12 protein-coding genes are annotated in these 13,015 nt (G+C 67.3%); 6 read left to right on the top strand and 6 right to left on the bottom strand.

The features are described 5' to 3' along the window. Window position 1 precedes the first annotated feature (1 nt). On the top strand, window positions 2-568 hold the full coding sequence (locus QRN44_RS02120) for an NADPH-dependent FMN reductase (protein WP_285038174.1): 567 nt from the start codon (window positions 2-4) through the stop codon (window positions 566-568). A gap of 11 nt (window positions 569-579) precedes the next feature. Here the strand turns inward: QRN44_RS02120 and QRN44_RS02115 are convergent, their stop codons facing one another. Next, window positions 580-1,788 (bottom strand): MFS transporter, encoded by a 1,209-nt coding sequence (locus tag QRN44_RS02115; RefSeq protein ID WP_079001947.1) that lies wholly within the window; start codon window positions 1,786-1,788, stop codon window positions 580-582. A 353-nt stretch (window positions 1,789-2,141) separates the two neighbouring features. Here QRN44_RS02115 and nrdH point away from each other — a divergent pair, with 353 nt between their 5' ends. The 4 genes from nrdH to nrdF all read left to right on the top strand — a co-directional run bounded on the left by nrdH (window position 2,142) and on the right by nrdF (window position 6,171). Beyond that, entirely contained in the window at window positions 2,142-2,375 is a 234-nt protein-coding gene (gene nrdH / locus QRN44_RS02110; protein WP_056007615.1) for a glutaredoxin-like protein NrdH, read from the top strand. A gap of 84 nt (window positions 2,376-2,459) precedes the next feature. Then, window positions 2,460-2,873, top strand: coding sequence for a class Ib ribonucleoside-diphosphate reductase assembly flavoprotein NrdI (gene nrdI / locus QRN44_RS02105; RefSeq protein WP_064296523.1), 414 nt, complete (start codon window positions 2,460-2,462; stop codon window positions 2,871-2,873). Window positions 2,874-2,896: 23 nt separating this feature from the next. Next, entirely contained in the window at window positions 2,897-5,002 is a 2,106-nt protein-coding gene (nrdE, locus tag QRN44_RS02100) for a class 1b ribonucleoside-diphosphate reductase subunit alpha (RefSeq protein ID WP_285038457.1), read from the top strand. A gap of 194 nt (window positions 5,003-5,196) precedes the next feature. Beyond that, complete coding sequence (gene nrdF, locus QRN44_RS02095; RefSeq protein WP_056007612.1) at window positions 5,197-6,171, top strand: class 1b ribonucleoside-diphosphate reductase subunit beta; 975 nt, start codon at window positions 5,197-5,199, stop codon at window positions 6,169-6,171. Between the two features lie 88 nt (window positions 6,172-6,259). Here nrdF and QRN44_RS02090 read toward each other — a convergent pair whose 3' ends face one another. The 3 genes from QRN44_RS02090 to QRN44_RS02080 form a co-directional block, all read right to left on the bottom strand. After that, window positions 6,260-6,475, bottom strand: coding sequence for a hypothetical protein (locus tag QRN44_RS02090; protein ID WP_285038173.1), 216 nt, complete (start codon window positions 6,473-6,475; stop codon window positions 6,260-6,262). 128 nt (window positions 6,476-6,603) lie between these two features. Continuing rightward, window positions 6,604-6,984 (bottom strand): DoxX family protein, encoded by a 381-nt coding sequence (locus tag QRN44_RS02085; protein WP_064296521.1) that lies wholly within the window; start codon window positions 6,982-6,984, stop codon window positions 6,604-6,606. Window positions 6,985-7,080: 96 nt separating this feature from the next. After that, on the bottom strand, window positions 7,081-7,704 hold the full coding sequence (locus QRN44_RS02080) for a flavin reductase family protein (RefSeq protein WP_502928601.1): 624 nt from the start codon (window positions 7,702-7,704) through the stop codon (window positions 7,081-7,083). Between the two features lie 208 nt (window positions 7,705-7,912). Between QRN44_RS02080 and QRN44_RS02075 the strand changes: the two genes are divergently transcribed. Then, complete coding sequence (locus QRN44_RS02075) at window positions 7,913-8,764, top strand: sulfurtransferase (protein ID WP_285038172.1); 852 nt, start codon at window positions 7,913-7,915, stop codon at window positions 8,762-8,764. A gap of 81 nt (window positions 8,765-8,845) precedes the next feature. On the opposite strand, the gene hrpA is transcribed toward QRN44_RS02075, so the two are convergent. Beyond that, window positions 8,846-12,721 (bottom strand): ATP-dependent RNA helicase HrpA, encoded by a 3,876-nt coding sequence (gene hrpA / locus QRN44_RS02070; RefSeq protein WP_285038171.1) that lies wholly within the window; start codon window positions 12,719-12,721, stop codon window positions 8,846-8,848. Continuing rightward, window positions 12,721-13,015: hypothetical protein (locus QRN44_RS02065; protein ID WP_285038170.1), on the bottom strand; the 295-nt coding region annotated here is incomplete at its 5' end. The genes hrpA and QRN44_RS02065, both read right to left, overlap by 1 nt.

The raw sequence follows: 13,015 nt of genomic DNA, 5'->3' as shown, positions 1-13,015 counted from the left end.
CATGCCGCAACTCATGATCGTCACCGGGAGCGTCCGTGCCGAGCGGGTGGGCGGCGCCGTCGCCGACTGGGTCGCCGGCGTGGCGGAGACGGACGAGCGGTTCACCGTCGACGCGGTCGATCTCCGGGAGCTGGCGTTGCCGTTCATGGACGAGCCCGCGCACCCGCGGAAGCGTGCCTACGTCCACCCGCACACGATCTCCTGGAGCGAGCGGGTCGACCGGACGGACGCCTTCGTGTTCGTGACGCCCGAGTACAACTACAGCTACGCGCCCGCCCTCAAGAACGCGCTCGACTACCTCATGCACGAGTGGGCGCGGAAGCCGGTCGGGATCGTCAGCTACGGCGGGCTGTCGGGCGGAACCCGCGGCGTCGTCGCGCTTCGACCTGTCCTGCAGGCCCTCGGTCTCGTCAGTACCGGTGCGAACGTGGAGATCCCGTACGTCTCACGGCAGATCGCCGACGGGGTGTTCACGCCCAACGACCGCCAGACGACCATGCTCCCGATGCTGCTGGGCGAACTGGCCGCACTCGACGGGGCCCTCGCGCCGCTGCGCGCCGACGACTGAAGCGGGGCGGCTCAGGACGGGTGGGTGTTGATCGGCTCGGTGTCGGGGATCGGGCTCGCATCGCGGCCGCGGAGGTCGGGGTGCCAGCGGTGACCGATCCAGGGGATGACGAAACCGAGCAGCGCGAACAGGCCGGCGACCCAGAACGCGCCGACCGCTCCGGAGCCGTCGATGAGGAAGCCGGCCGCCGCCGACCCCATCGCGGCACCGATGAGCTGACCGGTGCCGACCCAGCCGTAGGCCTCGGCCGTGTCGCTGAACTTCACGCTCGCCGAGACGATGGCGAACAGCACGGCGAGGGCCGGTGCGATGCCGATGCCCGCGACGAAGAGGGTGACCGACAGCCACCAGGCGTTGAGGAAGAGGCTCGCGACGGCGAGTCCGGCGAAGACGATGAAGATGCGGCGCGCCAGCGCGTAGGGACCGATCGGGGTGTGTCCGAGGGCGAGGCCGCCGGCCAGCGAGCCGACCGAGAAGATCGCGAGGACGATACCGGCTTCGAGGCCGTCGTGCCCGAAGGTCGCGACGACGCCAGCCTCGACGGCCGAACAGGCGCCGATGAGGAGGAACCCGACGACGGTGGCGAGGAGGACCGGCGGGCGCTTGAGCACCTGCCCGAGCTTGCGACGGCTCCTCGGGATGCGCACGCGCCCGACCTCCGGTGAGGAGATGAACCACAGGCAGCCGACGACCATGATCGCCGCCGCCAGGGCGATGCCCCAGACCGTGCCGACCTGGGTGGACACGAAGGTGGTCACGACGGGCCCGAGCACCCAGATGATCTCCTGGGCCGAGGCGTCGAGGGAGAACAACGGGGTGAGCTGCTGGGAGGTGACGAGCTTCGGGTAGATGGTGCGGACCGCGGGCTGGACGGGCGGGGTGCTCAGCCCGGCGACGAATCCGACCGCCATGTACGCGGGGACGGTCATGGTGACGAGGGCGATGGTCGTGACGGAGACGGCACACACCGCGAGGGTGAGGAGGAGCACCTTGCGGATGCCCCAGACGCCCATCCACCGGCTCGTGAGGGGGCCGGCGATCGCCTGCCCGATGCTCGTCGCGGCGAGGACGAGCCCGGCGGCGCCGTAGGACCCGGTGACCTGTTCGATGTGGAGCAGGAAGGCCAGCGAGAGCATCCCGAACGGGAAGCGTGCGGTGAGCTGCGCCGCGATGATCCGGGCGACGCCGGGGGTACGAAGGAGGTCACGGTAGCTGCTCACAAGGACACCAGTCTAGGGACCGGTCCCGACACGCGCGACACGCCCGCGACACGCCCAAACCGACAACGGATGTCGGAGGTGCGGAGGAGAATCCTGCCTGTGGACAGATATCCCTCGGACGGGGGAGAAAAGGCCGTCAATCCGGGATTTTCGCGTCGCCCAGGGGTGTTGTACCCAGTGGAGAACCGGTGGATAACTCGCCCGAAACGGTGGAGAACCCGGTGGAAAACTACAGGGCTGTAACTACTAGCCCTTGTGGTCGACCTGAAGACCGCCATCTATATGTAGTATTGGAACCCCGGCGCAGGACGCCGCGGGAATCACCAGATTTTGAGGGGAAGGCACGAAGAGCTATGGCAATCACGGTCTACACGAAGCCCAGTTGCGTGCAGTGCACCGCGACGTACCGCGCACTCGACAACAAGGGCATCGAGTACAACATCCTCGACCTGTCGGTCGACGAGAACGCACTCGAGCAGGTCAAGGCCCTCGGCTACCTGCAGGCACCGGTCGTCATCACCGAGGAAGACCACTGGTCGGGCTTCCGTCCCGACAAGATCGAAGAGCTCGCCGCACGTCTGGCTTGAGCCCACGGTCGCAGGCGTCATCATGAGCCGGCTCCAGCAGCACCGCACCATCCGACCGTCCGGACGTCGACGAGGAGGCCACCCGTGCAACCACGGCTGATCTACTTCTCCAGCATTTCCGGCAACACGCATCGCTTCATGCAGAAGCTCGACCTGCCCTCGTTGCAGATCCCGCTGTATGCGAAAGACGAAGCCGTGCACGCCACGGCACCCTACGTCCTCGTGACCCCCACCTACGGCGGGGGCAACGGCGACGGAGCGGTGCCCAAACAGGTGATCCGGTTCCTCAACGTGGAGGCCAACCGCTCCCTGATCCGCGGGGTCATCGCCGCAGGCAACACGAACTTCGGCGAGGCCTACGGGCTCGCCGGCGACGTGATCGCCAGCAAATGCAAGGTCCCGCACCTGTACCGCTTCGAACTCTTCGGAACCCAGGACGATGTCACCACCGTCCACAATGGATTGGAATCATTTTGGCAGCAGCGCCAGTTTCAGTGATCGACGCACCGTCGACGAGCCAGATGGACTACCACTCGCTCAACGCGATGCTCAACCTCTACGGCCCGAACGGCGAGATCCAGTTCGACAAGGACCGTGAGGCCGCGCGGGAGTACTTCCTCCAGCACGTCAACCAGAACACCGTCTTCTTCCACTCGCTGAAGGAACGGCTCGACTACCTCGTCGAGAAGGAGTATTACGAGCAGGCAGTGCTCGACAAGTACTCGTTCGACTTCATCCAGGAACTCAACGACCTGGCCTACTCGAAGAAGTTCCGCTTCCAGACCTTCCTCGGCGCGTTCAAGTACTACACCTCGTACACGCTGAAGACCTTCGACGGCAAGCGCTACCTCGAGCGGTTCGAGGACCGCGTCGTCATGACCGCCCTCGGCCTCGCCGACGGCGACCAGCAGCTCGCGGTCGCGCTCGTCGAAGAGATCATCGCGGGTCGGTTCCAGCCGGCGACGCCCACCTTCCTCAACTCGGGCAAGGCCCAGCGAGGCGAGCTCGTCTCCTGCTTCCTCCTCCGCATCGAGGACAACATGGAGTCGATCGCCCGCGGCATCAACTCCGCGCTCCAGCTCTCGAAGCGTGGCGGTGGTGTGGCGCTCTCGCTGTCGAACATCCGTGAGTCCGGTGCGCCGATCAAGCAGATCGAGAACCAGTCGAGCGGCATCATCCCCGTGATGAAGCTCCTCGAGGACTCCTTCAGCTACGCGAACCAGCTCGGCGCGCGTCAGGGCGCCGGTGCGGTGTACCTCAACGCACACCACCCCGACATCCTGCGCTTCCTCGACACCAAGCGTGAGAACGCCGACGAGAAGATCCGGATCAAGACGCTGTCCCTCGGCGTCGTCGTCCCCGACATCACCTTCGAGCTCGCGAAGAAGGGCGAGGACATGTACCTGTTCTCCCCATACGACGTCGAGCGCGTCTACGGTGTGCCCTTCGGCGACATCTCGGTGAGCGAGAAGTACCACGAGATGGTCGACGACTCCCGCATCAAGAAGACGAAGATCAACGCCCGCGAGTTCTTCCAGACCATCGCGGAGATCCAGTTCGAGTCCGGCTACCCGTACATCGTGTTCGAAGACACGGTGAACAAGGCGAACCCCATCAAGGGCCGCATCAACATGTCGAACCTCTGCTCGGAGATCCTCCAGGTCAACACGCCGACCACCTACAACGAGGACCTCTCGTACAAGGAGATCGGCAAGGACATCTCCTGCAACCTCGGCTCGCTGAACATCGCGCTCACGATGGACTCGCCCGACTTCGGTCGCACGGTCGAGACCGCCATCCGCGGCCTCACCTCCGTGTCCGACCAGAGCCACATCTCCTCGGTGCGTTCGATCGAGGACGGCAACGACAAGTCGCACGCCATCGGCCTCGGCCAGATGAACCTCCACGGCTACCTCGCCCGCGAGCGCGTGCACTACGGCAGCCCCGAGGGCATCGACTTCACGAACATCTACTTCTACACGGTGGTGTTCCACGCGCTGCGTGCCTCGAACCTCATCGCCAAGGAGCGCGGGGAGACCTTCGACGGTTTCGCCGACTCGCAGTACGCGTCGGGTGAGTTCTTCGACAAGTACATCGACCAGGTCTGGGAGCCCGAGACACCTCGTGGCCGCGAGCTCTTCGAGCAGGCCGGCGTGCAGATCCCGACGCAGGCGGACTGGACGGCCCTCAAGGCGTCCATCCAGGAGTACGGCATCTACAACCAGAACCTCCAGGCCGTCCCGCCGACCGGTTCGATCTCCTACATCAACAACTCCACGTCGTCGATCCACCCGATCGCGTCGAAGATCGAGATCCGCAAGGAAGGCAAGCTCGGTCGCGTGTACTACCCGGCTCCGTTCATGACGAACGACAACCTGGAGTACTACGAGGACGCCTACGAGATCGGTGCCGAGAAGATCATCGACACGTACGCCGCGGCGACGCAGCACGTCGACCAGGGACTGTCGCTGACGCTGTTCTTCAAGGACACCGCCACCACGCGCGACATCAACAAGGCGCAGATCTACGCGTGGAAGAAGGGCATCAAGACCATCTACTACATCCGTCTCCGCCAGCTCGCGCTCGAGGGCACGGAAGTCGACGGCTGCGTCAGCTGCATGCTCTAAGGAGCTTCGCGCTTCGTCATCGCACTTCGACAGGCTCAGCGGCCGGGATTCCGGTCCCGGTTACTGAGCCCGACGCCGGTCCCTGAGCCTGTCGAAGGGCATCAGCACCACCGGTCCGTCGAGGGCCATCTGCACCACCGGTCCCTGAGCCTGTCGCAGGGCCAACCCCACTTCCCGATAGAGGACACCAATTCATGTCAGAGAAGCTCAAGCTGGTCGACCGCGTCCAGGCGATCAACTGGAACAAGATCGAGGACGAGAAGGACGTCGAGGTCTGGAACCGCCTCGTCAACAACTTCTGGCTGCCGGAGAAGATCCCGCTGTCGAACGACGTCCAGTCGTGGAACACCCTGACGCCGCAGGAGCAGCAGCTCACCATGCGCGTGTTCACGGGCCTCACGCTCCTCGACACGATCCAGGGCACCGTCGGCGCCGTCGCCCTCATCCCCGATGCGATCACCCCGCACGAGGAGGCCGTCTACACGAACATCGCGTTCATGGAGTCGGTGCACGCGAAGAGCTACTCCTCGATCTTCTCCACGCTCAGCAGCACGAAGGAGATCGACGAGGCGTTCCGCTGGTCGGTCGAGAACCCGAACCTGCAGAAGAAGGCGTCCATCGTCCTCGACCGCTACCACGGTGACGACCCGCTGAAGCGGAAGGCCGCCTCGACCCTCCTCGAGTCGTTCCTCTTCTACTCGGGCTTCTACCTGCCCATGCACTGGTCGAGCCGCGCCAAGCTCACCAACACGGCCGACATGATCCGCCTGATCATCCGCGACGAGGCCGTGCACGGGTACTACATCGGCTACAAGTTCCAGAAGGGCCTCGAGAAGCTCACGCAGGCTGAGCGCGACGACGTCAAGGACTACACGTTCTCGCTGCTCTACGAGCTCTACGACAACGAGGTGCAGTACACGCAGGACCTCTACGACGAGGTCGGCCTCACCGAGGACGTCAAGAAGTTCCTGCACTACAACGCCAACAAGGCGCTCATGAACCTCGGCTACGAGGCCATGTTCCCGAAGACGGTCACGGACGTGAACCCGGCGATCCTGTCGGCGCTCTCCCCGAACGCCGACGAGAACCACGACTTCTTCTCGGGTTCCGGCTCCTCCTATGTGATCGGCAAGGCCGTGGTCACGGAAGACGAGGACTGGGACTTCTAGTCACCGCGCTGTCGCTGCGCTGAACGCACGAGGGCCGGATGGAATCCACGATTCCATCCGGCCCTCAGGCGTTGAGCGCGTATCGGCGTCAGCCGCCGAGGCCGCCGCCGGCCGCCAGGAAGAAGTAGAGGAACGCGGTCACGCCCTGGACGACGGGGAAGAAGAGCGCCGCGATCGCGGTGACCACGATCGTGAGGATGGCGACGAGCGCGACCAGACTGACGACACCGTTGCGTCCTGCGCTCGGAGCCTCGACGGGTTCGGCGACGAGCAGCTCGTCCATGGTCGCTTCGGTCGTCAGCATCGTTCTCCCTGTGGCTCTGGTGTCCTCGACACTACCCGGAGAGCCGCCGTGCGCCGCTGACTCGCCCGAGGATGTTCGAATCCGACGCGGAAACGCGCAGATTCGGGCGACTCAGCGACGGTGGGTGGTCAGCGGCGGGTGGACCAGAGGGCCCAGGCGATGAGCACGGGCTGGAAGAAGAGGCGGGTGAACCGGCGGCTGTCGGTGTCGAGGCCGAAGGCGTCGCGGCGGTTCAGCCACTGGGAGAGGTTGCCCGGGAAGATCGCGGTGAAGAACGCGGCGGCGAGGTTGCCGACGGCCGTCCGCTTCACGCCTGAGGCGAGTGCCGCACCCAGGGCGATCTCGACGACGCCCGAGGCGAGCACGGTGGTGTCCTCGTCGATCGGGACCCATTCCGGTACCTGCGCCTGGAAGTCCTTCCGAGCGAAGGTCAGGTGACTGACGCCGGCGAAGACGAGTGCGCCTCCGAGCAGCAGACGTGCGGCGGTGCGGGCTTTCGATCCAGCCATGAGGGTCCTCTCGACGATGGTGATGTCACCACGCTATCCGGAGATCGGTGGACCGACGGCGGGTTGCGAGTGCACAGATGTCCAGCAGCAGGCCGCTCAGCCGTCGATCTGCGAGTTCGCGTCGAGGCGGTGCCAGGTGCGGTTGTGGTAGACGAGCGGCGCACCGTCGAAGCTCAGGGTGAAGGCCGGGACGGCGGGAGCGGGTGCCTCGGCGGCAGGCTCGGCCCGGACCGGCTTCTCGGCCGCTTGCGGCTGCGAAACGCTCGACTCCAGCGCGTGCACCGCGATGACCGTCGAGGTGCCCGCCTCCATGCGGTTGACGATGCGTCCGCGGATCCAGACGCCGTTGCCCGTGAAATACGGCTCGCCCGTCGGCAGGCGGTCCCAGATGGAGGTGTCGGCGAAGCGGTCGATTCCGCTCGTCGCGCAGAGCTTCGCGATGTGCAACTGCTCGGAACCCAGAAGGTGGACCACGACGGTGTCGGATGCGGTGATGGTCGGCGCGCTCGAGGACAGCGACGACACCGAGAAGACGAGGAGCGGCGGTTCCGCACTGACGGAGAAGACCGAGGTGGCGGTCAGCCCCACCGGCCCGGAGCCGTCGTCGGCGGTGATGACCGAGACGCCGGCGGGGTGCTGACGGAACGCCGCCTTGAAGTCGTCGGGGGACAGGGAGGCGAAACCGGGGGCGACCTCGCCACCGTCGACGGGGGACGGCAAGGCGGTCACGGAGGCGGCTGCCGGGTGGACTGAGCTCACGGGGGATCCTTCGAACGGCTGTGGACGACTGCTGCAACGCCGATTCGGTGGACGCTGCACAGGCTACGTTTCGCTCATCCGGCCGGAGCTGCAACTCTGTTACCCGGTGTGACGGTGACCGAGGGGTCGGGCGCAGGTCTCGTCGACCTCCCATGCGTACGCTGGACGCATGCCCATCCTCATCACCCCGGACGACCTCGCCGCTCTGATCGCCTCCGAGACGCCGGTGCGCGTCCTCGACGTGCGGTGGCGACTCGACGCACCGGACGGACGGCCCGCCTACCTCGAGGGACACCTGCCCGGCGCCGTGTACGTCGACCTCGACCACGAGCTGGCCGACCACGTGCCGCCCGGAGAAGCGGCCGTCCGAGGCCGTCACCCCCTGCCCGATCGCGAGGCGCTCCAGGCTTCCGCGCGATCGTGGGGCGTCGACGACGGTGACGTGGTCGTGGTCTACGACGACCTCAAGAGCCTGTCGGCGGCGCGCGCCTGGTGGGTACTGCGGAACGCCGGCATCGCGGACGTCCGCATCCTCGACGGCGCGTTCCGGGCGTGGACGGACGCCGGACTGCCCGTGGAGCGTGGCGAGGTCGTCCCGGAACCCGGGACCGTCACGCTGACGTCGGGTGTCCTGCCGAGTATCGACATCGACACCGCAGCGACGTGGGCGGGCGAGGGGCGGGTCCTGCTGGACGCGCGCGCCGGCGAGCGGTACCGGGGTGACGTCGAACCGATCGATCCCCGGGCCGGTCACATCCCCGGAGCGCTCAGCACACCGACGACCGCCAACGTCGGCGCCGACGGCCGGTTCCTCTCGCCTGAGACCCTCCGCGAGCAGTTCCTCGCCGCGGGCGTGCCTGCGGACGCGACGGTCGCCACCTACTGCGGCAGTGGGGTGACCGCGGCACACAACGCGGTCGCACTCACCCTGGCCGGCTTCGAACCGGCGCTGTACCCGGGGTCGTGGAGCGAGTGGGCGAACCACCCGGAGCGTCCGGTGGCGAAGGGACCCGAGGCCTGAGCCGTCGACCCGGTCGAGCTAGTCGGGATGCGCCCTTCGACAGGCTCAGGGACCGGCTCCATCGTCAGGGATCAGGGAGGGCTAGCCCGCGAGGACCTTCTGCAGGCGCTGCAACGACACCGACTCGGCCGTGCCCAGCTGCTGGGCGAACAGGCTGATCCGGAGCTCCTCGAGCATCCACCGGGCCTTCACGAGGTGCTCCGGAGCCTCGGCGGGCAGTGGGATCGTGCCGCCGGCGGCCTCGAACCGTGCCGACGCCGTCTGCGCCTCCGTCATCCACACCCGGTCGCGGTTCGGGTTGTCCGTCAGTCGCTCGGCGCGGTAACGGATGCCCGCGAGGTAGCGGGGCAGATGCTCGAGTCGTGCTGAGCCCGTCCGGGAGACGAAGCCCGGGAAGACCAGTCCGTCGAGCTGGCCCCGCATGTCGGTGAGGGCCGCGAGCAGCGTCATGCTCGTCGCCGCCTTCATGGCCTTCTCCGTGTCGCGCGCGGCTTGCAGGATGCGGGCGACGATGGCGACCGTCTGGAACATGCGGTCCATGACCGAGGCGGAGACGCGGTCGCGAAGCGTCTCGTACTGCAGCCGCGAGAACACCTGTCCGTCGGGCACCACGCGGAACAGGACATCGTCGATGCAGGCGGCGAGGCAGTCCTCGAACAACGCCGGCGTCGACCGGTACGGGCTCGTCGCGAGCGCGAGCTTCTCGTTGGCCTTGAGGTGCTGCTGCACGTACGCCGTCGGGGACGGGATCGCGAGCAGGAGGAGGCGGCGCACGCCGGCGGGCATGGCGCGGGCCTGGTCGGCCTCCGTGCTCATGATCCGGATCGACACGCTCGTGCCGTCATCGACGATCGCGGGGTAGCCGCGGATCACGCCGTCCTCTTGGCGGATGTCGATGAAGCGGGGGAGGTCGTCGAAGTCCCATCTGGTGAACCCGGAGCGCTCGATGGCGTTGGGCGCTCTGGCGGCCGCGACCTTGGCGACGCTCGCACGGGTGCGCTGCTTGAGGCGCTGCTGCAGCTCGACGAGGTCCTTGCCGCTCGCGAGCGTGCGGCCGCGCTCGTCGATGACGCGGAAGGTCACGAGCAGGTGCTCGGGGACGCGTTCCATCTCGAAGTCCGAGGCGGTGATGTCCATGTAGGAGAGCCGCTTGATCGCGTTCGCGAGACGGGTGGCGAACGAGTCCTCGGCGGCGGGACTGCCGGGGGCGACCGCCGGGACGTCGGCGGGGAGCTCGGCGAGCAGCTTCGCCGCCCAGTCTGCCGCAGGCACGATGTTCCGACGCAGGGCCTTCGGGAGCGCTTTGATCATCGCGGTGATGAGGTCTCGACGGAGCCCGGGGACCTGCCAGTCGAAACCCGCGGGCGAGAGCCGGTCGAGCAGGGCGAGCGGGACGATGACCGTCACGCCGTCGTCGTCGCTTCCGGGCTCGAAGCGATAGCTGAGCTTCAACCGCTGGTCGGCCTGCACCCACTCGGCGGGGAAGCGGTCCTCGTCCACCGCCGGAGCGTCCTCGGGGAGGAGGTCCTCCTGGCGCATCGTGAGCAGCTCGGGCTGGTCGACGCGCGTCTTGCGCCACCAGGACTCGAAGCCCCGCGTCGTCGAGATCTCGGCGGGGACGCGGGCGTCGTAGAAGTCGAAGACGGCTTCGTCGTCGAAGAGGATGTCGCGGCGTCGCGTCCGCTCCTCGAGCTCACTCAGCTCCTTGCGCAGCCGTCGGTTCGCGCGGTGGAAGTCGAACAGCTTGTCGCGACCGATGTCGTGGGTCCACTCGCCGTCGACGAGCGCGTGCCGCAGGAACAGTTCGCGGGCCTGCTCCTGGTCGATGCGACCGAACTGCACCCGGCGGCGCGGCACGATCGGCACGCCGAAGAGCGTCACCTTCTCGAACGCGACGGCGGAGCCCTGGTTCTTCTCCCAGTGCGGCCCGCTGTACGAGCGCTTGCAGAGGTCGCCGGCGATCTGCTCCGCCCACGCCGGGTCGATCGAGGCGTTGGTGCGGGCGAACAGCCGACTCGTCTCCACGAGTTCCGCGCTCATCACGGCGTTCGGCTGCTTCTTCGCGAGCGCGGACCCGGGGAAGAGGACGAAGCGCGTCTGGCGGGCGCCGATGTAGTCGCCCTTCTTCGCGGTCTTCGTCGCCGGGGGAGCGTTCCGGCCCTTCACGACCGGAGCGACGGTCTGGTCCTTCAGCCCGATGTGGGAGAGGAGCCCCGCGAGGAGCGACTTGTGGATGCCGTCGGGGTTCACCGCCGGCTCGTTGATCGTCAGGCCGAGGGGCTTCGCGAGCTGGCGCAGCTGGCGGTAGACGTCGTGCCACTCGCGGACGCGGAGGTAGTTGAGGAACTCGTTCTTGCAGAGCCGACGGAACGCGCTCGACGACAGCTCGTCCTGTTTCTCCTCGAGGTAGTTCCAGAGGTTCAGGAGGGCGAGGAAGTCGCTCGTCGGGTCGACGAACCGGCGGTGCAGTTCGTCGGCCTTCTGCCGGTGCTCGAGCGGTCGTTCGCGTGGGTCCTGGATGGTGAGCGCCGCGACGATCGCGAGCACCTCCCGCGACACCCCGTGCCGCTTCGACTCCACGACCATGCGCGCGAACCGCGGATCGATCGGCAGGCGGCTGAGGTCGCGCCCCACCCGCGTGAGGCGTGGACCGCCGCCGCGAGGTGAGCCGTCGGCGAAGGTGCGCGTCTCGATCGCGCCGAGTTCGGACAGCAGGTCGACGCCGTCCTTGATGCCGCGGGCGTCCGGCGGCTGGAGGAAGGGGAAGGCGGCGATGTCACCGAGGCCGAGGGAGATCATCTGCAGGATCACCGCGGCGAGGTTCGTGCGGAGGATCTCCGGTTCGGTGAACTCCGGGCGCTTCGCGAAGTCGTCCTCCGAGTAGAGGCGGATGGCGATGCCGTCGCTCGTGCGGCCGGAGCGACCCGAACGCTGGTTCGCCGACGCCTGCGAGATCGCCTCGATGGGGAGCCGCTGCACCTTGGAGCGCACGCTGTAGCGCGAGATGCGGGCGGTTCCGGCGTCGATGACGTACTTGATGCCGGGCACCGTGAGGCTCGTCTCGGCCACGTTCGTCGCGAGGATGATGCGCCTGCGGAGGCCTGGCACGGTCGACGGCTGGAACACGCGGTGCTGGTCTGCGGAGGAGAGCCGGCCGTAGAGCGGCAGCACCTCGGTGCCGGGCAGGTTGCGCCCGCGGATGGCGTCGGCGGCGTCGCGGATCTCCGTCTCACCGGACAGGAAGACGAGGACGTCGCCCATCGACTCCCGCGCCAGTTCGTCGAGGGCCGCGTTGATGCCCTCGAGGTAGTCGCGGTCGGCGGTCTCGGACTCGGGGGCGTCCTCATCGTCGTCCGTGGGCTCGTCGGCCACGAGCGGCCGGTAGCGGATCTCGACCGGGTAGGTGCGGCCGGAGACCTCGACGATGGGCGCTCCGTCGAAGTGCTTCGAGAAGCTCTCCGGGTCGATCGTCGCGGACGTGATGATGACCTTGAGGTCGGGGCGCTGGGGGAGGAGCTGCTTGAGGTAGCCGAGCAGGAAGTCGATGTTGAGGCTGCGCTCGTGCGCCTCGTCGATGATGATCGTGTCGTACTTGCGCAGCATCCGGTCGCGGTGGATCTCGTTCAGTAGGATGCCGTCGGTCATCAGCTTGATCTTCGTCGCCTTCGACGCCTGATCGGTGAACCGGACCTGGTAGCCGACGATGCCGCCGAGCTCCTGGCCGAGCTCTTCCGAGATGCGTTCGGCGATCGTGCGCGCGGCCAGTCGTCGGGGCTGCGTGTGTCCGATGGACTCGCGACCGAGCTCGAGGCAGATCTTCGGCAGCTGGGTGGTCTTGCCGGAACCCGTTGCCCCGGCGACGATGACGACCTGGTTCTCGCTGATGGCACGCGCGATGTCCGCGCGGGCGGCACTGACCGGCAGCTCGGGCGGGTAGGAGATTCGGAGGTCGGACATCAGCCCTCCATCGTATCGGGCTGGGCGGGTTGTGCTGCCGTTCCGGGCCTCCTGATCCCGCGAAGCCTGAGCCGCCTTCCCCGATCCTCGAGCCACCTTCCCCGGTCCCTGTGCCGCCTTCCCCGGTCCCTGAGCTTGTCGAAGGGCACACGGAGAACCCCACGGTTCCGGGGCTGTTCATCACGGTCCCTGAGCCTGTCGAAGGGCCCCCGGATCCCCTCCCGTCCCCGAGCAACCTCTCCCCGGTCCCTGAGCTTGTCGAAGGGCACACGGAGAACCCCACGGTTCCGGGGC

The organism is Plantibacter sp. lyk4-40-MEA-4 (genome assembly GCF_030209415.1).
GTDB classification, from domain to species: Bacteria; Actinomycetota; Actinomycetes; order Actinomycetales; family Microbacteriaceae; genus Plantibacter; species Plantibacter flavus_A.
Note: the sequence above shows the minus strand (reverse complement) of the source record. Positions and strands in the feature narration are given on the sequence as shown.

Excerpts from the sequence above, each read along its gene's own strand:
- QRN44_RS02120 (WP_285038174.1), top strand. The coding sequence starts at position 2 with ATGCCGCAACTCATGATCGTCACCGGGAGCGTCCGTGCCGAGCGGGTG.
- nrdH (WP_056007615.1), top strand. The coding sequence starts at position 2,142 with ATGGCAATCACGGTCTACACGAAGCCCAGTTGCGTGCAGTGCACCGCG.
- nrdE (WP_285038457.1), top strand. The coding sequence starts at position 2,897 with ATGGACTACCACTCGCTCAACGCGATGCTCAACCTCTACGGCCCGAAC.
- nrdF (WP_056007612.1), top strand. The coding sequence starts at position 5,197 with ATGTCAGAGAAGCTCAAGCTGGTCGACCGCGTCCAGGCGATCAACTGG.
- QRN44_RS02090 (WP_285038173.1), bottom strand. The coding sequence starts at position 6,475 with ATGCTGACGACCGAAGCGACCATGGACGAGCTGCTCGTCGCCGAACCC.
- QRN44_RS02085 (WP_064296521.1), bottom strand. The coding sequence starts at position 6,984 with ATGGCTGGATCGAAAGCCCGCACCGCCGCACGTCTGCTGCTCGGAGGC.
- QRN44_RS02075 (WP_285038172.1), top strand. The coding sequence starts at position 7,913 with ATGCCCATCCTCATCACCCCGGACGACCTCGCCGCTCTGATCGCCTCC.
- hrpA (WP_285038171.1), bottom strand. The coding sequence starts at position 12,721 with ATGTCCGACCTCCGAATCTCCTACCCGCCCGAGCTGCCGGTCAGTGCC.